Below are 25,924 nucleotides of genomic sequence, written 5' to 3' on the forward strand. Positions count from 1 at the left end.
GCTTCCGTGAGCGTCGGCGGAGGGGGCCCGTCCTCCTCCCCGGGCGGAATCCCTATCCCGCCCGGCGCGCCTCCACGGCCATGAGGAGCCGTTCCGGCGTGGCGGGCAGGTCCAGGCGATCCGCGCCCGCGGCGTCCCGCAAGGCGTTCCACACGGCGGTTGCGAGCATCAGCGGCGGCTCGCCCACGGCCTTGGAGCGGAAGATCGTGTCCGCCCGGGCCGGCGCACCCTCCAGCAGCCGCACGTTGAAGGCCGGCGGCACGTCGCGCGAGCCGGGGATCTTGTAGGTGGAGGGGCCGAGGGTCCGCAGGCGGCCCTGCTCGTCCCAGAACAGCTCCTCGCAGGTCAGCCAGCCCAGCCCCTGCACGAAGGCGCCCTCGATCTGGCCGCGATCCACAACCGGGTTCAGTGAGCGGCCGCAATCCTGGACCATGTCGGCGCGCAGGAGCCGGTGCTCGCCGGTCAAGAGATCGAGCTCCACCTCGGCGATGGCGGCGCCGTAGGAGAAGTAGAAATACGGCTCCCCCCGAAGGCTGGCGGGGTCCCAGTGGATGTCGGGGGTCCTGTAGAATCCGGTGGACGACAGCGACACGCGCGCCTGCACGCAGCGATGCGCCAGCTCGCCGAAGCGCATGCGGTGGTTGCCGGCGAAGACCTCCTCCTCCTCGAACCGCACCTCCTCCGGCCGCACGCCCCATTCGGCGGCGGCCAGCTCCGCCATGCGGCCGCGGATGGTGGCCGCGGCGATCTGGGCCGCCCAGCCATTCAGGTCCGTGCCGGTGCTCGCGGCTGTGGGGGCGGTGTTGGGCACCTCGGCCGTGCTGGTGGCGGTGATGCGAACGCGCTCCACCGGCACGCCGAAGACGCCGGCGACGACCTGGGCGATCTTGATGAACAGCCCCTGGCCCATTTCCGTCCCGCCATGGTTCAGGCGGATCGAGCCGTCCTCATAGACATGCACCAGCGCGCCCGCCTGGTTCATGGACATGATGCCGAAGGAGATGCCGAAGGCGAGGACGAAGCTGCCCAGCCCGCGCCGCAGAACCTCGTGGCGGGCGTTGAAGGCCTCCACCTCCGCCCGGCGGCGCTCCCAGTCCGCGCCGTCCCGGCATTCCGCCCAGACGCGCCGGATCAGATCGCCCTCCAGCGCCTGGCCATAGGGGGTGAGGGCACCGTTCTCGCCACCCGCCAGGTTGCGCTCGCGCACCGCCTCCTGGCTCGTGCCCAGGGCGCGGGCGACATGGCTGGTCACGTCTTCCATCAGCAGCACGCCTTGCGGCCCGCCGAAGCCGCGGAAGGCGGTGTTGCTGACCGTGTTCGTCTTGCAGGCCACCCCGGTGATGGTCACGTCGGGCACGTCCAACGCGTTGAGCGCGTGGGTCACAGCACGGAAGACCACGCCGCCCGAGAGATCGACGCTGTGCCCGCCATCGGCCGCGAGGGTCGCCTCCAGCGCCAGGATGCGCCCGGTCCCGTCGAAGCCGGCCTCCCAGCGGAACAGCATGGGGTGGCGCTTGCCCGTGGCGGCGATGTCCTGCTTGCGGCCGAGGCGAAGCTTCACCGGGCGCCCGGTGCGCCGGGCCGCCAGGGCCGCGCAGGCCGCCACCCAGGAGGCATTGCTCTCCTTGCCGCCGAAGCCGCCGCCGAGGCGCCGCACCTGCACGGAGATGAGGTTCTGGTCGCAGCCAAGGATGCGCGCCGCGACATGCTGCACCTCGGTGGGGTGCTGGGTGGAGGAATGGATGGTCAGGTCCCCATCCTCCCCGGGAAGGGCGAGGGCGATCTGGCCTTCGAGATAGAAATGCTCCTGCCCGCCCGCCTTGAACTCGCCGGAGAGGCGGTGCGGCGCGGCGGCGAGGGCGGCGCGGGCGTCACCCCGCGCCATCACCATCGGAGGCATCAGCAGGCTGCCGGCTTCCAGCGATTCCTCGACGGAAAGAACGGGGCGAAGGGCCTCGATCCCCGGCCGCACCGCGGCCGCGCCGGCCAGGGCCGCGTCCCGGCTCTCCGCGACGACGATGGCCAGGGGCTGGCCCCAATACTCCACCAGCCCCTCGGCCAGCATGTGCTCCGGGGCGCGCTTCGCCTGGGCGATGTCGTTGCGGCCGGGGATGTCCCCAGGGCCGAGCGCCGCGACCACCCCGGGGATGGCGAGAGCGGGGGCGAGGTCGAGCGGCGCCAGGCGGCCATGCGCGACGGGGGAGAGCACGAGAGCGGCGTGGAGTAGGTTCGGCGGGGTGGGGAGGTCGTCGGCGAAGCGGGCCTCACCGGTCGCGTGCTTCAGGGCGCTGTCCTGCCTGAGGGCCGCGCCGGGCCCGGTCCCGCGTGCCATGCCGTCCATCACGCGGCCTCCGCCTGGCGATGCCAGAGGCGGCGCAGGAGGTTGCCGGCGGCCCGGCGCCGATAGCTGGCGCTCCCCCGCAGGTCGGAGAGCGGGGCGATGGCCGCCTCGAGGGCGGCGGCGGCCGCTTCGGCCGTTTCCCGGTTCCACATCCGTCCCGTCAGTGCCGCCTCGGCGGGCCGGCAGCGCTCCGCACGGGGGCCGGTGCCGCCGAGGGCGACCCGCGCCCAGGCGACACGCCCTTCCTCCATCACGAGCAGCGCGGAGAGGCCGACAGTGGTGATGTCCTGGTCCGGCCGCTTGGAGAGCTTCTCGGCCGCGAAGAGGCTTCCGGCCGGCGGGCGGGGGATGTGCACGTCCTGGATCACCTCCTCCGCCCGCAGGGCATTCTGGCGATAGCCCGTGAGGAAGTCCTCCACCGCCATCTCCCGCATCCCGCCCGGCCCGGCGAGGCGCAGACTGGCCCTCAGTGCGATCAGGGGCGGAAGCGCGTCGCCGATCGGGGAGGCGGTGCCGAGATTGCCGCCGAGCGTCCCCATGCCCCGGATCTGGCGCGAGCCCAGGCTGCGGAGGAGTTTCGCGAGCGGGGCGAAGGCGGGATCGGCCGCGCAAGCCGCGAGAAGCCGCCGGTAGCTGGCGGCGGCCCCGACCCGCAGGCCCGTGGCGGTTGCCTCTAGCCCGTTCAACTCCGGCACGTCGGAGAGGCAGATCACCTGGGCCGGCGCCTCGCGCCGCTCGGAGACGCGCAGGCCGAGATCGGTCCCCCCCGCGAGGAGCCAGGCGTCCGGATGCGCGGCGCGAAGGGCAAGAAGCCCGGCCAGGCTGGCGGGCCGGTGGAAGACCTGCCCCGGTGCCTCGAGCCGCGTGGCGGGGGAGGGTGGCGCGGCCGGGGGCGGGGCGCCGTCGTCCCGCAACCCGGCGAAGGCCTCCACGATCGGGCGATAGCCGGTGCAGCGGCAGAGATTGCCCGCCAGGGCGTCATGCACGTCCCCGCCTTCTCGCGCATGGGCCCAGGCCGCCATGACGATGCCGGGGGTGCAGAAGCCGCATTGCGTCGCGTCCGCCTCGGCCAGCAGGTGCTGCACCGGATGCGGGGTGCCGTCGGGGCCACGCAGCCCCTCCACGGTCCGGATGCTGCGGCCATGGACCTGCCCGAGCAGGGCGAGGCAGGCATTCAGCGGAACCCGGGCGCCATCGGTCTCCTCGATGACGACAGTGCAGGCGCCGCAATCGCCCTCGGCGCAGCCCTCCTTGGTGCCGGTGAGGGCAGCGGGGCCGCGAAGCCAGTCGAGCAGGGTGGTGGTGGGGGAGGTGCCCGCCGGCAGGGTGCGGGGCGTGCCGTTCAGGGTGAAGGCGATGGGGCCGGCGGAGGGCATCATGGGCGGGAGCCTAGCAGGCTCCGTGCCGGGCGATCAGCCCGGCACGCCAGCAGCCGCGGTCAGGTGACCGGCAGGCGCGAAAGGGCGGCGGTCAGGTCCTCGGGCGCATAGGGCTTGGCCAGCACGGGAACGCCGGCGAGCCGCTGCGGAAGCCCCGCCGCGCCATAGCCGGAGGCGACGATGAAGGGGACCTCAAGCTGGATCAGCCGGTCCGCCACGGGCTCGGAGGTCTCGCCGGCGAGGTTGAGGTCCAGAACGGCGAGATCCGGACGCTGGGCGTCGAGCATAGCGAGGGCTTCGGAGACGGTCGCCACCGGTCCCAGCACCACCACGCCGGCATCGGCCAACGTGTCCTCCACGAGCATGGCGACCAGGGTCTCATCCTCGACAACCAGAACACGTCGCCCGGCGAGGCTTGCCATTCAGACCGTCTCCATTCGCCCGGCCTCCCTGGGAACTCCCTGGGGAAGCTGAGTCCGTTCATCACACGGGGTGGCGCCCGGCCGTTCCCCTGTCAAGGGCGGCCGGGCTTCGTTGCGCCCCGGAGGGCGCGCCGGGTCAGTCCGCGTACTGCCCAGCGGCCTGGATGATCGGCCGCCACTTGGCGATGTCGGCCTGCCAGTAGCGGCGATGGAACTCCGGAGTCGCCTGCTCCTGGCTCACGGGAGCCGTGCCGAGCTCGGCGAAGCGCGCCACCAGGCGATCCTCGCGCAGGGCGGCCTGGAGGGCGCGGGAGAGGCGGTTCAGGATCGCGGCATCCGTGCCCTTCGGCGCGTAGAGCCCGTGCCAGACCGAGACCTCGAAGCCCGGTAGCCCGGCCTCGGCGGCGGTCGGCAGGTTCGGCAGGGCCGCGTTCCGGCTGCTGGTGGTCACCGCGAAGGCCTTCACCGCGCCGGAATTGATCTGCTGCGTGGTGTTGGTGGTCTGGTCGCACATCACGTCCACGGTGCCGCCGATCAGGTCAGTCATCGCCGGGCCGGTGCCGCGATAGGGGACGGTGGTCAGCTGCGTCTGGATCGCCGACTGCAGCAGCAGCCCGCAGATATGCGAGGCGGCGCCGACGCCGGCATTGGCCAGGTTCACGTTCTGCTTGCGCTCGCGCAGCACGGCGACCAGCTCGGCCAGGTTGTTGGCCGGGAAGTCCTTCTTCGTGATGATGGTCATCGGCACCTCGGTGACGAGGCCGATCGTCTCGAAGCCGTTCACCGCGTCATAGGCGAGGCGGCGGTAGAGCGAGGGGGTGGTGCCCATGCCGATATGGTGGAGCAGCAGGGTGTAGCCATCCGGCCGGGCCTGGGCGACGCGCTGGGCGCCCAGCGTGCCGCCGGCGCCGCCGACATTCTCCACCACCACGGGCTGGCCGAGGTCGCGGGCCATCACCTCGGCCACCAGCCGGGTCACGACATCGGTCGGACCGCCGGCGGCGAAGGGCACGATGATGGTGATGGGCCGGTTGGGGAAGGCGCCCTGGGCCTTGGCAAGGCCGGGCAGGACAGCCGGGGCGGCGAGGGCGGTGGCGAGCAGAAGCGTGCGACGGCGGGTCATTCGGACCATGAACGTAAACTCCCGTTAATTGTCCGGCGGTCGCAAGAAACCCCCTCCGCTGTCAAGCAAGTTCCGGGGGTGCTGCCGCACCCCCGGGCCGCGTCAGCTGTCCATCTTCAGGGCGGCGATGAAGGCGCTCTGCGGGATTTCCACCTTGCCGAACTGCCGCATGCGCTTCTTTCCCTCCTTCTGCTTCTCGAGGAGCTTGCGCTTGCGGGAGATGTCGCCGCCGTAGCACTTGGCGGTCACGTCCTTGGACATGGCGCCGATGGTCTCGCGCGCGATCACCCGGCCGCCGATCGCCGCCTGGATGGGGATCTTGAAGAGCTGGCGGGGGATCAGGTCCTTCAGCTTCTCGCAGATGGAGCGGCCGCGCCGCTCGGCCTGGGAGCGGTGCGCCATGAAGGAGAGCGCATCCACCGGCTCGTTGTTCACGAGGATGCTGATCTTCACGAGATCGCCCTCCTCGTAGCCGTCCATCGCATAGTCGAAGCTCGCATAGCCGCGCGAGATCGACTTCAGCCGGTCATAAAAGTCGAACACCACCTCGTTCAGGGGCAGGCGGTAAACGGCCATGGCCCGGCTGCCGACATAGGTCAACTCCACCTGCTGGCCGCGGCGCTCGCTGCACAGGGTGAGAATGTTGCCCAGATACTCGTCGGGGACGAAGATCGTCGCCTTGATCCAGGGCTCCTGGATGCTGTCGATGGACACGACATCGGGCATGTCCGCGGGGTTGTGGAGGTCGCGCTCCTCCCCGTTCGTCATCTTCAGCTTGTAGACGACGCTCGGCGCCGTCGCGATCAGGTCCAGGTCGAACTCGCGGGACAGCCGCTCCTGGATGATCTCCAGATGCAGCAGGCCGAGGAAGCCGCAGCGGTAGCCGAAGCCCAGGGCGGCCGAGCTTTCCGCCTCGTAATGGAAGGAGGCGTCGTTCAGCCGCAGCTTGGCCAGGCTGTCGCGCAGCTTCTCGAAGTCGTCGGCATCGACGGGATAAAGCCCGCACCACACCACGGGGATGGAGGGCTTGAAGCCGGCCAGTGGCTCGGCGGCCGGGTTCCGGTCGTCCGTGATGGTGTCGCCGACATTGGTGTCGGCAACCGTCTTGATGGCTGCCGTGATGTAGCCCATCTCGCCCGGCCCGAGGCTCTCCACGGCCTGCATCTTCGGGCGGAACACGCCGACCTGCTCCACGACATGGGTCGAGCCCTCCGCCATCATGCGGATCTTCTGGCCCTTGCGGAGATGCCCGTCCTTGACGCGCACCAGGATGACGACGCCGAGATAGGGGTCGTACCAGCTATCGACCAGCAGCGCCTTGGTGGGAGCGGCGGCATCGCCCTTCGGTGCCGGAAGCCGGGTGACGATGGCCTCGAGCACGCCCTCGATGTTCAGCCCGGTCTTGGCCGAGATCATCACCGCGTCGTCGGCGGGCAAGCCCACCACATCCTCGATCTGCTGCTTCACCCGCTCCGGCTCGGCGGCCGGAAGGTCCACCTTGTTGAGGATGGGCACGATTTCATGCCCGGCATCCAGCGCCTGGTAGACATTGGCGAGCGTCTGCGCCTCAACCCCCTGGGAGGCGTCGACCACCAGCAGCGAGCCCTCGCAGGCCGCCAGGGATCGCGAAACCTCGTAGGCGAAGTCCACATGGCCCGGCGTGTCCATGAGGTTCAGGACATAGTCCTGCCCGTCCTGGGCGCGGTAGTTCAGGCGCACGGTCTGCGCCTTGATGGTGATGCCGCGCTCCTTCTCGATATCCATGTTGTCCAGCACCTGCTCCGTCATCTCACGGGCGGAGAGGGTGCCGGTGTTCTGGATCAGCCGGTCGGCCAGGGTCGACTTGCCGTGGTCGATATGGGCGATGATCGAGAAGTTGCGGATGCGGTCGAGAGGGGTGTCGGTCATCTGGTTCCGGGCCGTGAGCGGGCGGGCCCCGGCCTATCTGGGGCGTGTCAGCCCCCCAGATAGGGCATGCCGCGCGCGGGACCAAGCGGCGGGGTGCGGAGGCTACTCGATGCGCGCGCCCGAGGCCTCCACCATTTCCTTCCACCGCGGCGCGTCCTGGGCGATCGCCTCCCGCACCGCCGCCGAGCTGTCGGAGATGGACAGCACCAGCCCGGCCGTCGCCAGCCGCTCCCGCAGCCCCGGAGCCTCCGCACCGCGCCGGACCCCGGCCGCGATGCCCTCCACCATCTCCGGGGACATGCCGGTCGGGCCCGTCAGGATGTTCCAGGACTGCAGGTCGAGGCCGCCGAGCCCGAGATCCGCGAACTCGCCAAGGCCCGGCACCTCTGGCAGGAGCGGGGAGCGGGCCCGGCTGCCGACCGCGAGTGGAACCAGCTTTCCGGCCGCCACCTGGGGCAGCAGCGCGGGCATGAAGTCGAACACCATGTCGATCTGCCCAGCCAGCAGGTCGTTCAAAGCCGGCGCCCCGCCACGATAGGGCACATGGACGATGTCGGCGCCGCTCCGCTTGGCGATAGTGGCGATCAGCAGGTGGGCCGGGCCCCCATTGCTGGCCGAACCCTTGGTGATCTGGCGTCCGGGCTGCTTCGCCCAGTTGATCAGCGCCCGGAAGTCGGTCCAGCCACGCTGGGCCGCGCGCTCGGCCGTCACGCAGCAGAGGACGGTGCTCGTCACCAGCTTGGCCACCGGCGTGAGGTCCCGGGCCGGGTCGTAGGAGACCCTGGCCATCAGCGGCAGGGCAGTGAAGAAGCCGATGTTGAACACGCCCAGCGTCGCCCCGTCCGGTGCGGCGCGGGTCACGGCCTCGATCCCCAGCACGCCATTGGCTCCACCCCGATTCTCGATCACCACGGGCTGGTTGTTCCGGGCCGTGAAGGCGTCGGCCCAGATCCGCCCGATCGCATCGCCGGCCCCGCCGGGTGGGAAGGGCACGACCCAGCGCATCGGGCGGCCGCCGGGCAGAACCTGCGCACTCGCCGACCGGAGCAGGGCTGGGGCGGCCAGGAAGCCAAGCAGGAGGGGGCGGCGGGCTGGCATATCGGGCTCCGGGCGGCGGGATGGCGAGAGGATTACCTCTTGGTAAGGTGAAGCAAGGGGCGCGCCATCCGTAGCGGGCCCGAGTGGAACCGGGATCCTGAATCCATGCCCAAGCGCGCCGTCGCCACCGACCGGGTGTTCAAGCCCAAGCTGCCCTTTGCCCAGGCCACCCTGGCTGGCGGCTTCGTCTTCGCCTGTTCCACCGGGCGCGACAGGGAGGGCCGCTTCGCCGTCGGGGATGTGCGCGCCCAGACACGGCAGACCATCGAGAACATCCGCGCCCTGATCGAGGAGGCCGGCGGCACGCTGAAGGACGTGGTGAAGTGCACGGTCTACGTGACCGACCGCGCGAACTGGGAACCGATGAACGAGGTCTATTTCGAGATGTTCGCCGAGGATCCGCCGCACCGGGTTTCCTGCATCGTCAGCGGTCTCGGCTCCCCGGATTGCCTCGTCGAGATCGACGCGACCGCCTATCTCGGAACCGACTGATCCCGCCGGTCAGCTCCCCTCATCCGGGATGTTGATGAGGTGGCCACAGGCTTTGCAGTGGACCGCATCCGGCTCGTGCCGCTGCAGCCCGCATTGCGGGCAGGGGAAGCGGACCTTGGAGGGCCGGAAGAGGGATTGGGCAAGGCGGAGGAACAGCGTCACTCCGCAGAACATGATGACCACGCTGAGCAGCCGCCCCGTCCGGCCGGGCAGGGTGATGTCGCCGAAGCCGGTGGTGGTGAGGGCGGTGATGGTGAAATAGAGGGCATCCGCATAGTCGCCGATCTGCGGATTGCTCCGGTGCTGGGTCTCGTACACCAGCCCGGTCATGATGAAGATGAACACCAGCAGGTCCATTGCGGCCACCATCGTGTCCTGGTTCCGCTGAAAGCCGGGAAAGTCCTTCCGTAGCCGGTTCAGCAGCCTCTGCGAGCGGAGCAGGCGCAGCACGCGCAGGGCCCGCAGGAAGCCGGCGGCCGCGCCCAGCATCGGGATCAGGAAGCAGACGATGGCGATGGCGTCCGCCAGGGTGGCGGGATGCGCCAGTTCCTTCCACGGCCTCGGGCTGGCGCGGAGCCTCGCGGCGAACTCGGCCAGAAGGACGAGGCCGAGCGCCGTATCGGCCACCTCCACCGTGGCACTCCGCTCGATGAAGGAGGTGCCGATGATGAAGAGCAGCGTGACGGCGTCAAGCAGCAGCAGGCCGTAGCGGTACCGGACTGCCCGCGCGGTGTCGCGGTAATAGAGTTCCCGGAACAGCCGGCGATCGGCGGGGAGGGCATCGACGGCCCTCGTCTCCGCCGAATGGGGCGGGATCTTCATGCCGGCATGAGGCGCTGGGCGGACGTCATGGTGTCGGGCGGGCTTTCATGCCGGGGGCCTCGGAGCTTCGCAGGCTTTCCACAGGCGATAACGCGGCAGAACGGCGCAGCCAAGCCGAAGGGGGTTGAATCCGGAAGGGTCTCGATATATCTAAATAATCGTTATATCGAAATCCTTACGGGAGAACCCATGCATCCCTTTCATCATCACGGCAGGTGCGACCGGCGCCGCTTCCATCGCGGCGGCCCGCAGGCCGGACATCACCACCACCATCGCGGGGGGCGAGGCGGGTCGGGCGGCCGCTTCTTCGAGACCGGCGACCTCCGTCTCGTCGTCCTGCGGCTGATCGCGGAACGCCCTCGCCACGGCTACGAGCTGATCAAGGCCATCGAGGAGCGGCTGGCCGGAACCTATTCCCCGAGCCCTGGCGTCATCTATCCGAACCTCACCCTGCTGGAGGAACTGGGACAGATCACGGTCGCCAGCACCGAGGGCGGGCGCAAGCTCTATGCTGTCACCCCCGAGGGGGAACGGGTTCTCGAGGCCGCGCAGCCTGAGGTCGAGGCTCTCTTCGCGAGAATGGATGCCACGGCCGCCGACCGGCCCGACGGCGCCGGGCTGCAGGCCATGCGCGCGATGCAGAACCTCAAGATGGCGCTGCGCCTCCGCCTGTCCCGGGGAGCTCTGTCGGAGGAACAGATGCGGCGGATCGTCGCACTGATCGACGAGGCGGCTGTGCAGGTGGAGCGGGTCTGATGCCGGAGATGACCGAGGGCCGCCTCGGCCGGCGCGTGCGGCACGAGCTGCGCCGCCGGGTGCTGACGGTCCGGCACGTCGAGCGGGTCACGCCCCGCATGGCGCGCGTGACGCTGGCCGGTCCGGAGCTGGAGGGCTTCGTGACCGCCTCCTTCGACGACCATGTGAAGCTCTTCTTCCCCTCGCCGGGCCAGGGGGAGCCGATGATGCCGGATTTCGGGCCGAACGGCCCCGTGCTGCCGGAGGGGGCACCGCGGCCCATCGCCCGCGACTACACCCCGCGGCGCTTCGACCCGGAACTGGGGGAACTGGTCATCGACTTCGCGCTGCACGAGGCAGGACCGGCGACGGAATGGGCGGCCGCGGCCGCGCCGGGGCAGCGCATCGGTGTCGGCGGCCCGCGTGGCTCCTTCGTGCTGCCGGACGATCTGGACTGGTATCTCCTCGCCGGCGACGAGACGGCGCTGCCCGCCATCGGGAGACGGATTGAGGAACGGCCGCCGACCGCCCGTGTCCTCGCCGTCATCGAGGTTGCGGACGGTACCGAGCGGCAGGCGCTGCCCGAACGGCCCGGCATCGAGGTGGTCTGGGTCGAACGCGGCCCGAGGCCGCCCGGCCAGGCCGGACGGCTGGTCGCCGCGCTGGAGGCCCTGATCCTCCCCCGCGGCAGTGGCCATGCCTGGGTGGCCTGCGAGGCCGAGGTGGCACGCCAGCTGCGCCGTGTCCTGCTCGAGCGGCATGGGCTGCCGAAGGAGCGGGTGAAGGCAGCCGCCTACTGGAAGCGCGGCGCCGCCGCCGCCCATGAAGCGGTGGAGGACTGAGACTGCCCTAGCGGCGGCCGAGCATGTGGAATTCCGGGTTCGGCCGCAGGTCCGTGGCGTTGGCGAGGCGATTGGACATGGAGAAGAAGGCGGCGATGGCGCCGATGTCCCACGCCTCGTCCTCGGTGAAGCCGGCCTGGGCCAGCGCCTGGTGGTCCTCATCGCCGACGAGGTGGGACTGCGTGGCCACCTTCAGCGCATAGTCCAGCATGGCCCGCTGGCGCGGGAGCAGCCCGGCCTTGCGGTAGTTGGTGGCGACGAGATCAGCGACCTGCGGGTCCTTCGCCCGCACCCGCAGGATGGCGCCATGGGCCACCACGCAATACTGGCAGGAATGCGCGGCCGAGACGGCGACGACGATCATCTCCCGCTCGGCCGCCGTCAGCCCCTCCCGCTTCTCCATCAGCGCGTCGTGATAGGCGACGAAGGCGCGGAACTCCTCCGGCCGGCGGGCGAGGAGGAGGAAGACGTTGGGGACGAAGCCGGCCTTCTCCTGCACGGCCAGAATGCGGGCCCGGATATCCTCCGGCAGCGCACCCAGCTCGGGCACGGGGTAGCGGAAGGGGCGGGGAGCTTCGTTGGCCATGGGCGTTTCCTGTGGTGGGCACCCGCCGGAGCGGGCGCGCCACCACGCTAGACGCCTCCTGCACCGCGGTCAGCCCCGAAGGGTCGCCCCGGTGGCCTTGGTCACGGCGGCGACGATCTTGGCGATGGCCGCCTCGATCTCCGCATCGGTGAGCGTCCGCTCCCGCGGCTGCAGCACCACCTCCAGCGCGAGCGAAACCTTGCCCTCGGGCAGCCGGTCGCCGGCATAGCGGTCGAACAGCGATACCTCGGCCAGGAGGTTCCGCTCGGCGTTGCGCGCGGCGCGGAGCAGCGCATCGGCCTGCACCGTGGAATCCACCAGGAAGGCCAGGTCGCGCCGCACGGGCTGGAACGCCGCGAGATCCGGGGCGGCCTTATTCTTCCGCTTCGGCTCGGGGACGGAATCCAGCAGCACCTCGAAGGCCACCGCGGGCCCGTCGATCCCGAGCGCTGAGAGAACGCGCGGATGCAGCTCGCCGAAGCGCGCGAGAGGCAGCTTCGGGCCGCTGCGCAGCACGCCGGAGCGGCCGGGATGGTAGTAGCCGGGCGCGTCGGTCGTCACGCTCAGCGCGGCGGGGGAGAGGCCGAGGGACAGCAGCACCGCCAGCGCGTCGCCCTTGGCGTCCAGCGCGTCGAAGGCGCGCTGGGCCTCGGACCAGTGCCGCGGCGTGCGGCCCAGGCGCAGCCCCGCCGCCGTGGCGAGCTGCCCCTCGGGCGTCGGCGCGGCGTAGGAGGCCCCGACCTCGAAGAGCGACACGTCGGGATAGCCCCGCGCGGCGTTCCGCCCGGCCGCCTGGAGGAGGGTGGCCACCGGCGTCGGGCGCATCTGGTCCAGATCGGCCGCGATCGGGTTCTCCACCCGGAGCGACTCCGGCGTCTCACCGAAGAAGGAGGCCGTGGCGCGGGCCGTGAAGCCGAAGGTCACGGCCTCCTGCAGTCCTCGCGAGGCCAGCACGCGCCGGGCCAGCGCCGCGCGAGACTGGCGCGGGGTGAGGGAGGGCAGGGGCAGCCGCCCCTCGGCCGGCAGCGAGACCGCGGGAATGGCGTTCAGCCCCTCCAGCCGCAGCACCTCCTCGAGCAGGTCGCACTCGGCCTCCACGGCATCCGCACCCTCGGCGGCGGCCCTGGCGCGGGCGGGATCGATGCCCGGCTCCTGAGTCAGCTCCGTGCCGCCCGCGCGGTAGGCGGAGCGGGAGGAGGCGATGTCGTTCCGCCATGAGGGGACGGCGACCGTCACCTCGGCCGCGTCATGCGCCAGCACGGAGAAGCCCAGCCGCTCCAGCGAGTTCACGGCCGCCTCGGGCGGGACACCGGAGCCGCCGAGCCCCGCGATCCGCTCGAAGCGCAGGGTCGCCTCGCGCTGCCAGGCGGGTTCGGCCCCGGCCTCGGTCACCGTGCTCGGCTCGCCGCCGCAAAGCTGCATCACCATCCGCGTCGCGGCTTCCAGCATCGCGCGCTGCGCGGCGGGATCGAGCCCACGCTCGTTGCGCGCGCGCGCGTCGCTGTGCACCCCGTGCCGGCGGCCGGTGAGCGCGATGCGCACGGGGTCGAAGAGGGCGCATTCGATGAAGACCTCGCGCGTCGTCTCGTCGCATCCCGTCGACTCGCCGCCGATAATGGCCGCGAGGCTCTCGACCCCGGCCTCGTCGGCGATGACGATGTCCTCCGGAGTTGGGCGGTAGGTCTTCCCGTTCAGCGCCAGGTATTCGTCACCCTCGCGCCCCAGCCGCATGGTCAGGGTGCGGCCCTTCACCTTCGCCACGTCGAAGACGTGCAGCGGCCGGCCGAGATCGAAGGTGAAGTAGTTGGTGATATCCACCAGCGCATTGATCGGGCGCAGGCCGATGGCCGTCAGGCGGTCCTGCATCCATTGCGGCGAGGGGCCGTTGGTCACGCCCCGGATCGCACGGCCCAGCACCTGGATACAGGCGCGCGGGTCCTCGATCACCCATTCCAGCGGCGTGGGGTAGGCTGGGGCCAGCGGCTCGGGGCTCCAGGGCTTCAGCGTCCCCAGCCCCGCGGCGGCAAGGTCCCGCGCCACGCCGCGCACGGCCAGCGCATCGCCGCGATTGGGGGTGACGCTGATCTCGATCACGGGGTCGCCGAGGCCGGCATACTCGGCATAGGGCGTGCCGACCGGCGCATCCTCCGGCAGCTCGACGATGCCGTTATGGTCGTCGCCCAGCCCCATCTCGCGCGAGGAGAGCATCATCGCCTCGCTCTTCACGCCGCGGATCTCGCCCGCCTTGAGCGTGATTCCCGTGCCCGGGACGAACGCGCCGGGCAGGGCGGCCACGCCCTTCATCCCGGCCCGCGCATTCGGCGCGCCGCAGACGACCGAGCGGAGGGTGCCATCCCCTACATCCACCTTCAGCGCGCGCAGCCGGTCGGCGTTCGGATGCTGCTCGGCCTCCACCACATAGGCGACGCGGAACGGGGCGAGGGCGGCGGCGCGGTCCTCCACGCCCTCCACCTCGAGGCCGATGGTGTTGAGGGTGGCGAGGATCTGCTCGAGCGTCGCCTCGGTCTCGAGGTGGTCCCGCAGCCAGGAGAGGGTGAACTTCATCTTTCGACCCTCAGGCGGCGTCGTGCAGGGTGAAGGGGGAGAGCGGGCTGGTGGCGTAGTGCCGCAGCCAGCGCAGATCGGCCTCGTAGAAGGGCCGCAGATCGGGGATGCCGTGCTTCAGCATGGTGATGCGCTCGATCCCCATGCCGAAGGCGAAGCCCTGCCAGACCCGGGGATCGAGCCCGCAATTGGCCAGCACCTTCGGGTGGACCATGCCGCTGCCCAGGATCTCCAGCCAGTCGCCGCCCTGGCCAAGCTCGCCCGTCTTGCGGCTCCAGCCGATATCCACCTCCATCGAGGGCTCGGTGAAGGGGAAGTAGGAGCTGCGGAAGCGTACGGGCAGGTCGGCAATGCCGAAGAAGGCCCGGAGGAAATCGATCAGCGTGCCCTTGAGGTGCCCCATATGGATGTCGCGCCCGATCACCAGGCCCTCCACCTGATGGAACATGGGGGAATGCGTGGCGTCGTGGTCCGCGCGCCAGGTGCGGCCGGGCACGATCACGCGGATCGGCGGCTCCTGGGTCAGCATGGTGCGGATCTGCACGGGGCTGGTGTGGGTGCGCAGCACCGGGCGCCGGCCGGCCCCACCTTCGGCAGAGGGCGGAGCGGTCAGGTAGAAGGTGTCGTGGTCCTGCCGGGCCGGGTGGTGCTCGGGGATGTTGAGGGCGGAGAAGTTGTGCCAGTCGCCCTCGATATCCGGCCCCTCGGCCACGGCGAATCCCATCGCGCCGAAAAGGGCGATCAGCTCCTCCATGGTGCGGGAAATCGGGTGGATGCTGCCGGCCTCCGGCCCGGTGGGTGCGAAGGGCCGGGGCGGGAGGGAGACGTCCATCCGCTCCGCCGCGAGGCGCGCATCCAGGGCGAAGGCCTCCAGCGTCACGCGCCGGTTCTCCAGCGCCCGCTCGATCTCGCCTTTCAGCACGTTCACCTGCGCGCCGCGCGCCTTGCGTTCCTCCGGCGGCAGGGCGCCCAGGCCCTTGAGGAGCGCGGTCACCTCGCCGCTCTTGCCCAGCGCCGCGACGCGAACGGCATCCAGCGCGCGGGGATCCGCCGCCTCCGCGATGGCGGCCTCGATCGAGGCGCGCAGCATGTCGAGATCGTCAGCCATTCCCGAACCTGATCCTTGGGCGCCGGCATCGAGCCACGGGGCAGGGCCGGCGGGGGCCTCATATGCCAAGGGCCGCGCCGCTGGGAAATCCCAGCGGATGCGGCCCTTGGCGTTCATTCAGAGTGGATGCCCCGCCGCAACGGGCGGGGCGCCCGGCTTCAGGCGGACTGCTGAGCCGGGAGGGACGCCTTGGCCTTCTCGACGAGGGCCGTAAAGGCGGTGGCGTCGTCATAGGCGATCGCGGCCAGGACCTTGCGGTCCAGCTCGATGCCGGCGGCCTTCAGCCCGGCAATGAAGCGGGAATAGACGATCCCGTTCTCGCGGCAGGCCGCGTTGATGCGCTGGATCCAGAGGCCCCGGAAGTCGCGCTTCTTGTTGCGGCGGTCGCGATAGGCGTACTGCAGCGCCTTCTCAACCCGCTCGAGAGCGGGGCGGTAGGCGGTGGAGGACCGGCCGACATAGCCCTTGGCGAGCTTGAGGACCTTCTTGTGACGGGCGTGGGCGGTAACGCCGCGCTTAACACGAGCCATGGAACTGTCTCCTCTCGCTTACCGGGGCAGGCCGTAGGGCAGCCACTGCATGACGGTCTTCGCGTCCTGATCGCGCAGCACCTGATTGCCGCGGTTCTGGCGCTTCACCTTCTGCGAACGGGCGGAGAGGTTGTGGCGCTTCTTGCCGGGGCCGGCGAGCACCTTGCCCGTGGCCGTGATCTTGAAGCGCTTCTTGGCCGAAGACGTCGTCTTCATCTTGGGCATTTGGGTCCTCCTTTAGGCGGGGGATGGACGGCCCCACCTTGCGCCGCACCCTTTCGGGCACGGGCCGCACCATGCGGCGGGGGCCGGGACCACGGCCGGGCAGCCCAGAGAAGCCCGGGGCGCGTGGAGGGGCGGCGTATAGAGGATGGGGCAGGCGGCGGCAAGGCCTGTGCCGGTCCTGGCGCCTAGCGCCGCCACGCGCCAACATGCCCCGGCGATGATCGCCTTCCTTTCAGACATCCACGGCAACCGCGAGGCCCTCTCAGCCTGCCTCGACCATGCCGACCGCGCCGGCGCCACCCGCTTCGTCTTCCTGGGCGACTATGTGGGCTACGGCGCCGACCCGGCCTGGTGCCTCCGCACCGTCATGGCCCGGATGGCGGATGGCGCCGTCGCCATCCTCGGCAACCACGACCAGGCGGTCTTCGCCCGTGGCAACCGGATGACCGGCCGCGCCGCCGCTGCCATCGACTGGACCCGTGCCCAGCTCAGCCCCGATGCCGCGGCCTTCCTCCAGACCCTGCCACTGGAACATGCGGAGGAGGACCGCCTCTACGTCCATGCCGATGCATCGAGCCCGGAGGACTGGCGCTACGTCCTCGGCGCCGAGGAAGCCCGCCGCAGCCTGGAGGCGACGCCCGCGCGGGTGACGATCTGCGGCCATGTCCACGTGCCTCGGCTCTTCGGTCTGACGGCCACGGACAAGTGCACGGCCTTCGCCCCGGCGCATGACACGCCCGTGCCGCTTCAGCGCCCGCGCCGCTGGCTGGCGGTGATGGGCTCGGTCGGCCAGCCGCGCGATGGCGACCCCGCCGCCTGCTACGGCCTGCTGAACCCCGGCACGGCGGAGCTGCGCTGGATGCGCGTGCCCTATGACGTGGAGGCGGCCGCCGCGAAGATCCGCCGTGCCGGGCTGCCGGGAAGCCTGGCCGACCGTCTCTTCACCGGGAGCTAGGGCCATGCCCCATCGCCGCCCCCGCCAGGGCCAGGTGATCGACGGCTTCGTCCTCGGCACGCCGCTCCACGAGGGCGGCATGGCCTCGATCTTCGAGGTCTCGCATCCGGACCACGCCATTCCCCTCCTGATGAAGCTGCCGCATCTGGACGGGAACGATGCCGGCCACATCGTCTCCTTCGAGATGGAGCAGATGATCCTGCCGCGCCTCACCGGGCCCCATGTGCCCGGCTTCGTCGCGGCCCAGGGCTTCGAGGCGCCGAACCCCTATCTCGTCATGGAGCGAATCCCCGGCCGCTCCCTCCTTGCCCGGCTGCGGGAGCTACCATTGCCGGTGGAGGAGGTGGCGGCGATCGGCGCCAAGGTGGCATTAGCCCTTGCCGCGATCCACCGCCAGCGCGTCTCCCATCTCGACCTCAAGCCGGCCAACATCCTCTTCCGGGAAACGCCGGACGGGCTGCGGGGCGATGCGGTGCTGGTCGATTTCGGCCTTTCCCACCATGGCCGCCTGCCGGACCTGATCGCGGAGGAGTTCCGCATTCCCTACGGCTCCGCCCCCTACATGTCGCCCGGCCAGGCCATGGGCCGGCGGGACGACCCGCGCAGCGACCTCTTCTCCCTCGGCGTGGTGATGTACCAGCTCGTGACCGGGCATCTTCCCTTCGGCGAGCCGCTGCACCTGGCCGCGGTGCGCCGCCGCCTCTGGCGCGACCCCCATCCGCCCCGCCGCCTGCGCCCGGAGATCCCGCCCTGGATGCAGGAGATCATCCTGCGCTGCCTGGAGGTGGAGCCGGCGCGCCGCCATCTCTCGGCCGCCCAGCTGGCCTTTGAGCTGAGCAACCCCGAAACCATCCGCCTCACCCCGCGCGCGGCCCGGATGCGGCGGGATGGCTGGCTCACCGTGCTGGAGCGCCGGGTGAACCGGGACCGTTCCACCGGCCCGCGCCGCCAGCCGGCGCCCACGGCCCATTCCGCTCCCATTGTCGTGGTGGCGGTGGACCTGCGAGAGCAGACCACGCCCCTCGCTGAGGCCTTGCGGGCCAGCGTGGGCAACGTGCTCCGCACCCTGCCCGGGGCGCGGGTGGCCTGCCTGAACGTGCTGCTGGACGGCTACCTGACCGGCGACGCGCCGCATGACGAGGCCGGCCGCTCGGCCCGGGTGCAGCGCTTGGCCGAGCTGCGCCACTGGGCCGCGCCGCTGGGGTTGGAGGAGGGCCGCATCACCTTCCACGTGCTGGAGGGTTCCAGCGCGGCCGAGCCCCTGCTGGAATATGCCGAGGCGAACGGGGTGGACCATGTCGTGATGGGCGCGCGTGCGAATTCAATGCTGCGGAGCATGCTGGGCTCCGTCTCGGGCGAGGTGGCGGCGCGCGCGCCCTGCAGCGTCACCGTGGTGCGCCCGCGGGAGGGCGCGGCGTGAACGAGGAGGGGGGCGCGCCACTCAGCCGCTGGGACCGGCGCTATCTCGGCCTCGCCGCCCATATCCGGGAATGGTCCAAGGACCCGCGGGGCCGCGTGGGCGCGGTCATCGTCGCGCCCGAGCTGAACCGCATCGTCGCCACGGGCTTCAATGGCTTCCCGACGCGGATCGAGGACGACATGGACCGCCTCTCCGACAAGCCGACCAAGCTCGACATGATGGTGCATGCCGAACAGTCAGCCCTTCTCTTCGCGGGGCGGGAGGCACGGGGCTGCACGCTCTACGTGGTGGGAAAGCCGGTCTGCAACCACTGCGCCGTGCTCTCGATCCAGTCCGGCATCCGCCGCGTGGTGGCGACCCCGCCCCGCATCGGCACGCGTTCGGAATGGGACCGGCGCGGGCACATCTCGGCCCGGCTCTTCGCCGAGGCGGGGCTCCGCTTCGACGCGGTGCCCGATGACGTCTTGCGGGACCTGCTGCCGGGGGAGGCTGGGGGCGCCAGCACCCTCGACCCGACCCCGACGCCCGCGGGATAGCGGCCCGGATGGCCGCGCCTTCCGGCGCGGGCCTCCGCCGCCTATATCGACGGCGCGATGATCATCCCCTTCCGCAAGATGCACGGCCTTGGCAACGACTTCGTCGTGCTGGACGCGCGCCGGGCCCCGCTGCCCATCACCCCCGGCCGGGCGGCCGCCATCGCCGACCGGCACACCGGCATCGGCTGCGACCAGTTCATCGTGATGGAGCCGGGCACGGAGGGGGCGGATGTGTTCATGCGCATCTACAACCCCGACGGCTCCGAGGCGGGCGCCTGCGGCAACGCGACGCGCTGCGTGGCCGAGCTGGCGATGGCCGATTCCGGCAGCGGCGCCGCCGCGGTCCGCACCATCTCGGGCCTCCTCCCCTCCGAGCGACTGCCCGACGGCACGATCCGCGTCGATATGGGCGAGGCGCGGCTGGGCTGGGGGGAGGTGCCGCTGGCGCAGGAGGCGGACACGCTGCACCTGCCGCTCTCGGCCGATGGCGTATCGGACCCCGCCGCCTGCTCCATGGGCAACCCGCACGCGACCTTCTTCGTCCCCGACCTGGCCGCGCTGGACCTTCCCCGCATCGGCCCGGAGCTGGAGCACGCGGCCATCTTCCCCCAGCGGGCGAATATTGGCTTCGTGCAGGTGCTGGCCCCTGACCACCTGCGGCTGGCCGTGTGGGAGAGGGGGGCGGGGCTGACGCTCGCCTGCGGGTCCGGCGCCTGCGCCACCCTGGTCAACGCCGCCCGCCGCGGCCTCTCCGCGCGCGCCGCCACCGTTTCCCTGCCCGGCGGGGATCTGCGGATCGAGTGGCGGGATGACGGTCATGTGCTGATGGCCGGGCCCACCGCCACTGCCTTCACCGGCATGATCGACCTCGACGCCTACCCCGCGTGAGTCGCTGCTTCACAGAGGACAACCGATGGCCCTGAAGGATCTCTGGGGACGGCTGACCGGCCGGGCGACGACGCCGGAGCCCGAGCCGAAGCCGCCGGCGCAGGAGCCCGATGCGCCCGCCATCGCGCCGCCCCCCGCGGAGACCCCGCCGGCGGTGCGGGAGCCCGAGCCGCCCGACCAGACTCCGGAGCCGGAGCCGACCATCGGCGACCCGCCGGCCTCGGCCCCGCCGGTCCAGGCGCTCCAGCCCGATCACCTCCTTCCGCCGGTGCAGGGCGTGCCGGGGTTCTCCCTGCCGCGGCCTGCGCCCCTGCCGGAGCAAATGGCCCCTCCGGAGGCCCTCCGGCCCGCCATGCCGGGCATCCCGGAGGAACCGGAGCTCCCCGAGCCGCCGGCAAGCCTCGCGCCCCCAGCCCCGGATCTGTCTGACCTGCCGGAGCCGGAGGCCGTGCCCGGGGCGCCGGTCGCGGCGCCGGGCGGGTTCTTCGCCCGCCTCAAGGCCGGCCTCTCCCGCTCCACCGCGCGGCTGACCGAGAATCTCACCGGTCTGTTCCGCAAGCGCCGCCTGGACGATGCCGCGCTGGAGGAGCTGGAGGAGACGCTGATCACCGCCGATCTCGGCCTTCCCGCCGCCCAGCGCATCGTCGCCGGCTTCCGCCGCACCCGCTTCGGCAAGGAGGTGGGCGAGGACGAGGTGAAGGCCGCGTTGGCCGAGGAGATCGCGGCCATCCTCGGGCCCGTCGCCCAGCCGCTTCGGCCGGATTGGAGCCGAAAGCCCTATGTGGTCCTCGTCGTCGGCGTGAACGGCACGGGCAAGACCACCACCATCGCCAAGCTCGCGCAGAACTACCGGGCCGAGGGGCGCCGCGTGATGATGGCGGCCGGCGACACATTCCGCGCCGCCGCCGTGGAGCAGCTGCAGATCTGGGGCGAGCGCACCGGTAGCACCGTCGTCGCCCCGCTTAAGGAGGGCGCCGATGCCGCCGGCCTCGCGCATGAGGCGCTGCAGCGCGCCCGCAGCGAGGGGGCCGACATCCTGCTCATCGACACCGCCGGCCGCCTGCATAACAAGGCCGGGCTGATGGAGGAGCTGCGTAAGGTCATGCGCGTGCTCCGCAAGCTCGACCCCGAGGTGCCCCATGCCGTGCTGCTGGTACTGGATGCCACCACCGGCCAGAATGCCGTGCAGCAGTGCAAGGTGTTCCGCGAGATGGTGGATGTGACCGGGCTGGTGGTGACCAAACTCGACGGCTCCGCGAAAGGCGGCGTGGTCGTGGCGCTGGCGGAGGAGTTCGGGCTTCCCGTCCATGCCGTCGGCGTGGGTGAGACCGCCGCCGATCTCCGCCCTTTCGAGGCGCGGGACTACGCCCGCTCGCTGGTGGGGCTTTCCTGATGGTCGAGGTTCGCTGGGAACGCCTGACCGCCCCTGAGATCGGCGAATGGGCCAAGCGCGACGCGGTGGTGATGCTGCCGGTCGCGGCGCTGGAGCAGCACGGCCCGCACCTGCCGGTCTGGACCGACAGCCTGATCGGCCATGCCTCCTGCATCCGCGCGGCGGAGCTGGTGGCCGAGGACGCGCCCGCCATCGTGCTCCCGCCGATGTGGCAGGGCATCAGCGAGCATCACCTGCCCTTCGGCGGCACGATCAGCCTCGATTTTCGCACCATGCAGGCGGTGATCGCCTGCGTCGCGAAGTCCATCATGGCCTGCGGCTTTCGCAAGCTGTTCCTGGTCAACTCCCATGGCGGCAATGTCGAGCCGCTGATGGTCATCGCGCGGGAACTCGGCGCCGAGATGGGCATCCCGGTGGTGACGGCCACGGTGCATCAGGCGGCAGCCGCCGGCATCGCCGGCATCCTCGAGACCCAGTCCGGGACGCAGCATGCCTGCGAGGCCGAGACGAGCCTCTGGCTCGCCCTCGACCCGGGTCAGGTGCGGCAGGACAAGGTGGCGGGCGCCCTATCCAATGGCGGGCCATCGGTCGGGGGCAGCGCCTTCCAGCGCTTCTGGTCCTTCGCCGAGCGGGCGCCGGGCACGGGGGTGCGGGGCGACCCGCGTGCCGCGACGGCCGAGAAGGGCGAGCGCATCCTGGCCGCCATGGCGGAGGCCCTGGCGCGCGGATTGCGGGACGGCGCGCTCTGGACCCGGCCGGACGATGTCTGGAGCCCGGGCCGGGCGCAGCGCTGAACGCTAGTAGGAGAAGGGGATGTTCATCCGCGCCCCGGCGGCAGGCTCCCGGTAGAGGCTGTCGCGCTCCCGCGTGTAGTCGTTGTCCGACTGCACGCGGGCGTCGGGCAGGTTCCGCGGGCGGATGAGATCCGGGCGGATCTGGGCCGTCTCCGGTGCGTAGGGGCCCCGGGGCGCCTCGATCGAGCGATTGGGCATCGGCGCGACCTCTGCCTGCGGCGGCGGTGCGGGGGCCGGCGGCGGCGGTGCCTCGACCGGGGGCGGGGTGGCGCGCCGGGCCGTGCGGCGGGCGGGGCGCCGAGGGCGGCTGCGCGTGGCGGCCGGCGGCGCCTCGGCCGACTGGACGAGCTGAACCGGAGCCGCTGCCGGACCGGGGCCTGGCATGGCCCCGAGCAGCAGGGTGGACAGGGCGAAGGTGGTGATCATCCGGCATCTCCCGCCAGGACGTGCCCGGGGAGGGGGCGGATGCCCCTGAGGTCCTCGGGCGGGTTGAGCACGGCGGGGCTGGGAAAACCCGCCCCCTCGCGCCAGGCATTCAGGGCCCAGTGCACGGTCGGGAAGGCGATCTCGTCCCAGGGAATGTCGTCCCAGGCGAAGGCGCGTACCTCCAGGCTCTCGGGGCCTGCCTCGAAGCCGGGCTCGGCGAGGCGGGCACGGAACATCACCTGCACCTGGCCCAGCCGGGCGATGGAATAGACGGCGAGGACGCCTTCGGTCTCGATCCGCGCGCGCGCCTCTTCCCAGGCCTCGCGCCGCGCCCCTTCCTCCACCGTCTCGTGCATTTCGAGATAGCCGGCGGGCAGGGTCCAGAAGCCGCGTCGCGGCTCGATGGCGCGGCGGCAGAGCAGCACCGCGTCCGGCCCGGCCCCCGGCCCGGCTCCTGGCACGGCCACCACGGAGCCCACCACGACCTTGGGGTTCTCATAGGCGATGAAGCCGCAGTCCCGGCAGGTCAGCCGGTCCTGGTCATCCCCCTCCTGCCGCCTTCTTTCGAACTGCCCGGCCATCGGGAAAGAATGGGCCGCCGGACCTGCCCTCACAACCCCTTCCGGGGCGGGAACTAGACCCGGAGGTCGAGCAGCGAGCCGCGCGGCAGGGGAGTCGCAGGGGCGGCCGGGACCGCTTCCAGCGCCCGCTGCGGCGGCGCGGACTGACCATTGCTGCTTCCGCCGGTCCGGACCGGCTGGACCTGCCCGATCCCCGCGGCGCGGGAGACATCCTGCGTGAAGGCAGCCAGGGAGTTGGTGCTGATCATGCGCAGGATGGTGCCGGAAAGGCGTGAATCGCGGGTTAATCTGGCGGCGGGGCGGGCGGTGCGCATGCCCCAGCCTCGCCGATCCGGCCGTTAACCTTCCAGCAACCCATGGCTGCAATGCGGGCCGGATCAGACGGCCTGGGCGGAAGGCAGGCGCTGCGCCTCCAGGAAATCGAGGCGCGCAAGCAGATCGTCGTCCCGGCAGAGCATCAGGCCGCGCAGTCCGGTGCCCTCCGGCGCGTCCAGCTCCAGCTCCAGCAGCCGGGTGCCCTCGGCCACTTCCACCGGCATGGCAGTCGCGAAATCGCCGCCGGGCGGGTCGGGGATCATGGCCGTGCCCGCCGGCACGGCATCCGCGAAGAGGGTGAAGGAGAGCGGGGCGCCCGCCCCGCCGCGCAGCTCCAGATGCAGGCGCAGCAGGCCGTCCGAGCCGGGGGGCAGAGGCAGGCGCAGCCGCGCGCGGCCGCCGGCCAGCGGCGTTCCCCAATCCTCCGGCGGCCGCCATCCCGGCCCGTCCCGCACCGTATCCGAGAGGGCGATGGTGAGGTCGGGCTTCAGCGCATCGGCCCGGCGCAGGGAGATATGGTGGCCCAAGGGCAGGGCCAGGCGCTCGGGTGCGGGCGGCGTCTCCAGCCGCGCGAAGCGTTCCAGCGCATCCTGCACCTGGGCCAGCACCGCCTCCCAGCGGCGGGGGCGCCGCGCGGCCACGGCCTGCGCGGCCTGCTCCAGGGCGCCCGGCTCGAAAAGCAGGCGCTCCACCGTCGCGGCCATGTCCAGCTCGCTCTGCGGATCGACATAGACAGCGGCGTCGCCGCCCGATTCCAGCAGGGCGGAATGTCGTGGAATGACCGGGACCTTGCCCCAGGCAAGGCTTTCCGTGACCGGCAGGCCCCAGCCCTCGTAGTGGGAGTTGTAGACCGTGAAGAGGCAGTCCCGGTAGAGCGCCGCCAGCCCGCCGTCGGAGATGTCGTGCAGCAGCACAACATGGCGGGCCAGTTCCGGGCTGCCCTCCAGCAGGTTCATCGCCGGTTCGGCATGCCAGCCCGGCGCGCCGACGCAGACCAGGCGCGGGATGCGGCCGGGCCCGTGGCGGCGCAGCAGGGCAAGCCAGGCGCGGAAGACGGTGAGGTGGTCCTTCCGGCTCTCGATCGTCGCGACGAAGAGCACATAGGGCTCGGGCGACCGCGGCGCGCGGGTGCCCTCCAACGCGGACGGGTCCGGGGCGGCATTGCCGCGCGGGTCGGCGTCGAGCGGCACCACCTCCGTCGACAGGTCCAGGCCGGGGAGCAGCGCATCCAGGAAGCGGCGGCCATCCGCCCGGGTGCATTCGGAATTGCACAGCACCCCATGGGCATGCACGCCCATGGCCGAGAACCAGCGCACATAATCCTGCACGAGCGTGCGGACGCAGTGTTCGGGCATCACCAGCGGCACGCAGTCATGCAGGAAGGGGACGTAGCGGATTCCGGCGGCGCGCTGCGCCGCGCGCAGCCCGCGGAAATAGTCCGGAATGCCCCAGGAATTGCCGAGGTTCACCAGCATGGCGCCGTTGGCGAAGCCATGCAGCGGCCCGCTCTTCGCGGCGTCCAGCACCGTGTCCCGCGCGAGGATCCAGTCGGGATCGGAGGTGTCGGCCCCGGCGGCGGCACTGGCGAGCAGGCGGGACAGCGCATCCGGCGGCACGGCGCGCCAGCCGGCCCGGTCGCGGTCATAGGCGAGATAGGCCGCATCCTGCCCCGCATTCAGCGCGGCGCCGACGAGGCTGGCTTGCACGCGCTGGATGCCGGTGACGGTGCGGCGGCCCCCGAAATGGAGCAGCAGGTCGCTGACATCGAAGGCGATGCTGCCCCCGACGCCCTGGTTTCCGATGCCCGAGCTGGTGCCGCCGCTGCGCAGCATGGCCATGCGCGGCCGGGGCGGCGGCGCGAGGACGGTGGAGCGCGCCCGGGCGGCGGGAAGCGAGGGGGGGCGAGGCGGGGAGATCATCCGCCCAGCAGGGCGTGCCGCCGGGGCGGCCGGGGCTGGCGCTGGGTCGGCGGCGGGCACCGGGGGCTCGGCGCGCGGCGGCTCGGGAAAGGTCGGGCTTTCCGATTCGAGGGCGCGGATCGCGGCTTCGGCCTCCGGCGTGCCGGTGGCCCCGATCGCCAGCGCCACGGAAAGGGCATAGGCCGCGAGCGCGTCCTCCACCCGGCCCATCAGGCGCAGCGCGTGCCCCCGGTGGCGGTGTGGGGCCGGGTCGGCCGGGGCTTCCGCGGCCGCCTGGGAATAGGCGACCAGGGCGGCCTCGGGCTGCCCCGCAGCCCGCAAGGCATGGGCCCGCCAGAGCAGGAGGGGCGCAGGATCTGCCGAAAGGGCCGCGGCCTCGGCATAAAGCCGGGCCGCGCCATCGAAGTCGCCGGCATGCCAGAGGCGCGCGGCGTGCTCCTGCTGAGCGGAAGGGGCGGGGGTCTCGTTCGGCCAGGCGTCCATCACCCCGATGGGTAGCGGGCGACGCGCCCGGCCGGAAG

25 protein-coding genes are annotated in these 25,924 nt (G+C 71.7%); 9 read left to right on the top strand and 16 right to left on the bottom strand.

Going from position 1 to position 25,924, the window contains the following annotated elements; all coding sequences use genetic code 11:
* Positions 1-52: 52 nt before the first annotated feature.
* The 6 genes from xdhB to BUB97_RS06330 all read right to left on the bottom strand — a co-directional run bounded on the left by xdhB (position 53) and on the right by BUB97_RS06330 (position 8,271).
* Positions 53-2,341 carry a xanthine dehydrogenase molybdopterin binding subunit gene (xdhB, locus tag BUB97_RS06305; RefSeq protein WP_245818208.1) on the bottom strand — a complete coding sequence of 763 codons (2,289 nt, stop codon included), beginning with the start codon at positions 2,339-2,341 and terminating at the stop codon, positions 53-55.
* A complete protein-coding gene (locus tag BUB97_RS06310; protein WP_245818209.1) occupies positions 2,341-3,720 on the bottom strand; it encodes a xanthine dehydrogenase small subunit in 1,380 nt (459 codons plus the stop codon). Before BUB97_RS06310 ends, xdhB begins: the two co-directional genes overlap by 1 nt.
* A gap of 59 nt (positions 3,721-3,779) precedes the next feature.
* Positions 3,780-4,142, bottom strand: a complete 363-nt coding sequence (locus tag BUB97_RS06315; protein WP_073132773.1) for a response regulator — start codon at positions 4,140-4,142, stop codon at positions 3,780-3,782.
* Positions 4,143-4,278: 136 nt separating this feature from the next.
* Complete coding sequence (locus BUB97_RS06320) at positions 4,279-5,274, bottom strand: tripartite tricarboxylate transporter substrate binding protein BugD (RefSeq protein WP_338141772.1); 996 nt, start codon at positions 5,272-5,274, stop codon at positions 4,279-4,281.
* A gap of 93 nt (positions 5,275-5,367) precedes the next feature.
* Complete coding sequence (lepA, locus tag BUB97_RS06325) at positions 5,368-7,173, bottom strand: translation elongation factor 4 (protein ID WP_073132776.1); 1,806 nt, start codon at positions 7,171-7,173, stop codon at positions 5,368-5,370.
* A gap of 102 nt (positions 7,174-7,275) precedes the next feature.
* A complete protein-coding gene (locus BUB97_RS06330; RefSeq protein ID WP_073132778.1) occupies positions 7,276-8,271 on the bottom strand; it encodes a Bug family tripartite tricarboxylate transporter substrate binding protein in 996 nt (331 codons plus the stop codon).
* 105 nt (positions 8,272-8,376) lie between these two features.
* On the opposite strand from BUB97_RS06330, the gene BUB97_RS06335 reads away from it, so the two are divergent.
* Positions 8,377-8,763: a RidA family protein gene (locus BUB97_RS06335; protein WP_073132779.1), complete on the top strand. Its 387-nt coding sequence runs from the start codon at positions 8,377-8,379 to the stop codon at positions 8,761-8,763.
* A gap of 9 nt (positions 8,764-8,772) precedes the next feature.
* On the opposite strand, the gene BUB97_RS06340 is transcribed toward BUB97_RS06335, so the two are convergent.
* A complete protein-coding gene (locus tag BUB97_RS06340) occupies positions 8,773-9,585 on the bottom strand; it encodes a potassium channel family protein (RefSeq protein ID WP_086061950.1) in 813 nt (270 codons plus the stop codon).
* A 189-nt stretch (positions 9,586-9,774) separates the two neighbouring features.
* Here BUB97_RS06340 and BUB97_RS06345 point away from each other — a divergent pair, with 189 nt between their 5' ends.
* The gene (locus tag BUB97_RS06345; RefSeq protein WP_073132781.1) at positions 9,775-10,341 is read left to right on the top strand and encodes a PadR family transcriptional regulator; all 567 of its coding nucleotides are present in this window, start codon (positions 9,775-9,777) and stop codon (positions 10,339-10,341) included.
* Positions 10,341-11,162 carry a siderophore-interacting protein gene (locus BUB97_RS06350; protein ID WP_073132783.1) on the top strand — a complete coding sequence of 274 codons (822 nt, stop codon included), beginning with the start codon at positions 10,341-10,343 and terminating at the stop codon, positions 11,160-11,162. The genes BUB97_RS06345 and BUB97_RS06350 overlap by 1 nt, the downstream gene beginning before the upstream one ends.
* A 7-nt stretch (positions 11,163-11,169) precedes the next feature.
* Here the strand turns inward: BUB97_RS06350 and BUB97_RS06355 are convergent, their stop codons facing one another.
* The 5 genes from BUB97_RS06355 to rpmI form a co-directional block, all read right to left on the bottom strand.
* Positions 11,170-11,748 (bottom strand): peroxidase-related enzyme, encoded by a 579-nt coding sequence (locus BUB97_RS06355; protein WP_073132784.1) that lies wholly within the window; start codon positions 11,746-11,748, stop codon positions 11,170-11,172.
* Between the two features lie 69 nt (positions 11,749-11,817).
* Complete coding sequence (gene pheT, locus BUB97_RS06360; protein ID WP_073132786.1) at positions 11,818-14,313, bottom strand: phenylalanine--tRNA ligase subunit beta; 2,496 nt, start codon at positions 14,311-14,313, stop codon at positions 11,818-11,820.
* A gap of 10 nt (positions 14,314-14,323) precedes the next feature.
* The gene (gene pheS, locus BUB97_RS06365) at positions 14,324-15,421 is read right to left on the bottom strand and encodes a phenylalanine--tRNA ligase subunit alpha (RefSeq protein ID WP_073132788.1); all 1,098 of its coding nucleotides are present in this window, start codon (positions 15,419-15,421) and stop codon (positions 14,324-14,326) included.
* A 158-nt stretch (positions 15,422-15,579) separates the two neighbouring features.
* On the bottom strand, positions 15,580-15,951 hold the full coding sequence (gene rplT, locus BUB97_RS06370; RefSeq protein WP_073132791.1) for a 50S ribosomal protein L20: 372 nt from the start codon (positions 15,949-15,951) through the stop codon (positions 15,580-15,582).
* Positions 15,952-15,969: 18 nt separating this feature from the next.
* Entirely contained in the window at positions 15,970-16,176 is a 207-nt protein-coding gene (gene rpmI / locus BUB97_RS06375; protein ID WP_073132793.1) for a 50S ribosomal protein L35, read from the bottom strand.
* Positions 16,177-16,393: 217 nt separating this feature from the next.
* On the opposite strand from rpmI, the gene BUB97_RS06380 reads away from it, so the two are divergent.
* The 6 genes from BUB97_RS06380 (at position 16,394) to BUB97_RS06405 (ending at position 22,162) form a co-directional block, all read left to right on the top strand.
* The gene (locus tag BUB97_RS06380) at positions 16,394-17,131 is read left to right on the top strand and encodes a metallophosphoesterase family protein (RefSeq protein WP_073133012.1); all 738 of its coding nucleotides are present in this window, start codon (positions 16,394-16,396) and stop codon (positions 17,129-17,131) included.
* Between the two features lie 4 nt (positions 17,132-17,135).
* Positions 17,136-18,551 carry a serine/threonine protein kinase gene (locus BUB97_RS06385; protein WP_073132795.1) on the top strand — a complete coding sequence of 472 codons (1,416 nt, stop codon included), beginning with the start codon at positions 17,136-17,138 and terminating at the stop codon, positions 18,549-18,551.
* Positions 18,548-19,087, top strand: a complete 540-nt coding sequence (locus BUB97_RS06390; protein WP_073132797.1) for a deoxycytidylate deaminase — start codon at positions 18,548-18,550, stop codon at positions 19,085-19,087. The genes BUB97_RS06385 and BUB97_RS06390 overlap by 4 nt, the downstream gene beginning before the upstream one ends.
* A gap of 57 nt (positions 19,088-19,144) precedes the next feature.
* Positions 19,145-19,975, top strand: coding sequence for a diaminopimelate epimerase (dapF, locus tag BUB97_RS06395; protein WP_073132798.1), 831 nt, complete (start codon positions 19,145-19,147; stop codon positions 19,973-19,975).
* Between the two features lie 322 nt (positions 19,976-20,297).
* The gene (gene ftsY, locus BUB97_RS06400) at positions 20,298-21,368 is read left to right on the top strand and encodes a signal recognition particle-docking protein FtsY (RefSeq protein WP_245818218.1); all 1,071 of its coding nucleotides are present in this window, start codon (positions 20,298-20,300) and stop codon (positions 21,366-21,368) included.
* On the top strand, positions 21,368-22,162 hold the full coding sequence (locus BUB97_RS06405; RefSeq protein ID WP_073132800.1) for a creatininase family protein: 795 nt from the start codon (positions 21,368-21,370) through the stop codon (positions 22,160-22,162). The genes ftsY and BUB97_RS06405 overlap by 1 nt, the downstream gene beginning before the upstream one ends.
* Positions 22,163-22,165: 3 nt before the next feature.
* Here BUB97_RS06405 and BUB97_RS06410 read toward each other — a convergent pair whose 3' ends face one another.
* From BUB97_RS06410 to BUB97_RS27200, 4 genes are all read right to left on the bottom strand, one after another.
* Complete coding sequence (locus BUB97_RS06410; RefSeq protein WP_073132802.1) at positions 22,166-22,588, bottom strand: hypothetical protein; 423 nt, start codon at positions 22,586-22,588, stop codon at positions 22,166-22,168.
* Positions 22,585-23,169 (bottom strand): NUDIX hydrolase, encoded by a 585-nt coding sequence (locus BUB97_RS06415; protein WP_073132804.1) that lies wholly within the window; start codon positions 23,167-23,169, stop codon positions 22,585-22,587. The genes BUB97_RS06410 and BUB97_RS06415 overlap by 4 nt, the downstream gene beginning before the upstream one ends.
* A 53-nt stretch (positions 23,170-23,222) precedes the next feature.
* A complete protein-coding gene (locus tag BUB97_RS06420; RefSeq protein WP_073132806.1) occupies positions 23,223-23,483 on the bottom strand; it encodes a hypothetical protein in 261 nt (86 codons plus the stop codon).
* A gap of 63 nt (positions 23,484-23,546) precedes the next feature.
* Positions 23,547-25,886, bottom strand: coding sequence for a glycosyltransferase family 4 protein (locus tag BUB97_RS27200; protein ID WP_073132808.1), 2,340 nt, complete (start codon positions 25,884-25,886; stop codon positions 23,547-23,549).
* Positions 25,887-25,924 lie beyond the last annotated feature (38 nt).

Source organism: Muricoccus roseus (assembly GCF_900141905.1).
In the GTDB taxonomy this organism is placed as follows: Bacteria; Pseudomonadota; Alphaproteobacteria; order Acetobacterales; family Acetobacteraceae; genus Roseomonas; species Roseomonas rosea.

Bases quoted from the DNA above. Each gene is read 5' to 3' on its own strand.
- BUB97_RS06355 (WP_073132784.1), bottom strand. From the start codon at position 11,748: ATGGCCAACGAAGCTCCCCGCCCCTTCCGCTACCCCGTGCCCGAGCTG.
- BUB97_RS06310 (WP_245818209.1), bottom strand. From the start codon at position 3,720: ATGATGCCCTCCGCCGGCCCCATCGCCTTCACCCTGAACGGCACGCCC.
- BUB97_RS06380 (WP_073133012.1), top strand. From the start codon at position 16,394: ATGATCGCCTTCCTTTCAGACATCCACGGCAACCGCGAGGCCCTCTCA.
- BUB97_RS06330 (WP_073132778.1), bottom strand. From the start codon at position 8,271: ATGCCAGCCCGCCGCCCCCTCCTGCTTGGCTTCCTGGCCGCCCCAGCC.
- BUB97_RS06350 (WP_073132783.1), top strand. From the start codon at position 10,341: ATGCCGGAGATGACCGAGGGCCGCCTCGGCCGGCGCGTGCGGCACGAG.
- pheS (WP_073132788.1), bottom strand. From the start codon at position 15,421: ATGGCTGACGATCTCGACATGCTGCGCGCCTCGATCGAGGCCGCCATC.
- rpmI (WP_073132793.1), bottom strand. From the start codon at position 16,176: ATGCCCAAGATGAAGACGACGTCTTCGGCCAAGAAGCGCTTCAAGATC.
- BUB97_RS06340 (WP_086061950.1), bottom strand. From the start codon at position 9,585: ATGAAGATCCCGCCCCATTCGGCGGAGACGAGGGCCGTCGATGCCCTC.
- BUB97_RS06345 (WP_073132781.1), top strand. From the start codon at position 9,775: ATGCATCCCTTTCATCATCACGGCAGGTGCGACCGGCGCCGCTTCCAT.
- BUB97_RS06320 (WP_338141772.1), bottom strand. From the start codon at position 5,274: ATGGTCCGAATGACCCGCCGTCGCACGCTTCTGCTCGCCACCGCCCTC.
- BUB97_RS06385 (WP_073132795.1), top strand. From the start codon at position 17,136: ATGCCCCATCGCCGCCCCCGCCAGGGCCAGGTGATCGACGGCTTCGTC.
- ftsY (WP_245818218.1), top strand. From the start codon at position 20,298: ATGGCCCCTCCGGAGGCCCTCCGGCCCGCCATGCCGGGCATCCCGGAG.
- BUB97_RS06335 (WP_073132779.1), top strand. From the start codon at position 8,377: ATGCCCAAGCGCGCCGTCGCCACCGACCGGGTGTTCAAGCCCAAGCTG.
- BUB97_RS06315 (WP_073132773.1), bottom strand. From the start codon at position 4,142: ATGGCAAGCCTCGCCGGGCGACGTGTTCTGGTTGTCGAGGATGAGACC.
- rplT (WP_073132791.1), bottom strand. From the start codon at position 15,951: ATGGCTCGTGTTAAGCGCGGCGTTACCGCCCACGCCCGTCACAAGAAG.
- BUB97_RS06415 (WP_073132804.1), bottom strand. From the start codon at position 23,169: ATGGCCGGGCAGTTCGAAAGAAGGCGGCAGGAGGGGGATGACCAGGAC.
- BUB97_RS27200 (WP_073132808.1), bottom strand. From the start codon at position 25,886: ATGGACGCCTGGCCGAACGAGACCCCCGCCCCTTCCGCTCAGCAGGAG.
- BUB97_RS06405 (WP_073132800.1), top strand. From the start codon at position 21,368: ATGGTCGAGGTTCGCTGGGAACGCCTGACCGCCCCTGAGATCGGCGAA.
- BUB97_RS06420 (WP_073132806.1), bottom strand. From the start codon at position 23,483: ATGCGCACCGCCCGCCCCGCCGCCAGATTAACCCGCGATTCACGCCTT.
- lepA (WP_073132776.1), bottom strand. From the start codon at position 7,173: ATGACCGACACCCCTCTCGACCGCATCCGCAACTTCTCGATCATCGCC.
- dapF (WP_073132798.1), top strand. From the start codon at position 19,145: ATGATCATCCCCTTCCGCAAGATGCACGGCCTTGGCAACGACTTCGTC.
- xdhB (WP_245818208.1), bottom strand. From the start codon at position 2,341: ATGGACGGCATGGCACGCGGGACCGGGCCCGGCGCGGCCCTCAGGCAG.
- pheT (WP_073132786.1), bottom strand. From the start codon at position 14,313: ATGAAGTTCACCCTCTCCTGGCTGCGGGACCACCTCGAGACCGAGGCG.
- BUB97_RS06410 (WP_073132802.1), bottom strand. From the start codon at position 22,588: ATGATCACCACCTTCGCCCTGTCCACCCTGCTGCTCGGGGCCATGCCA.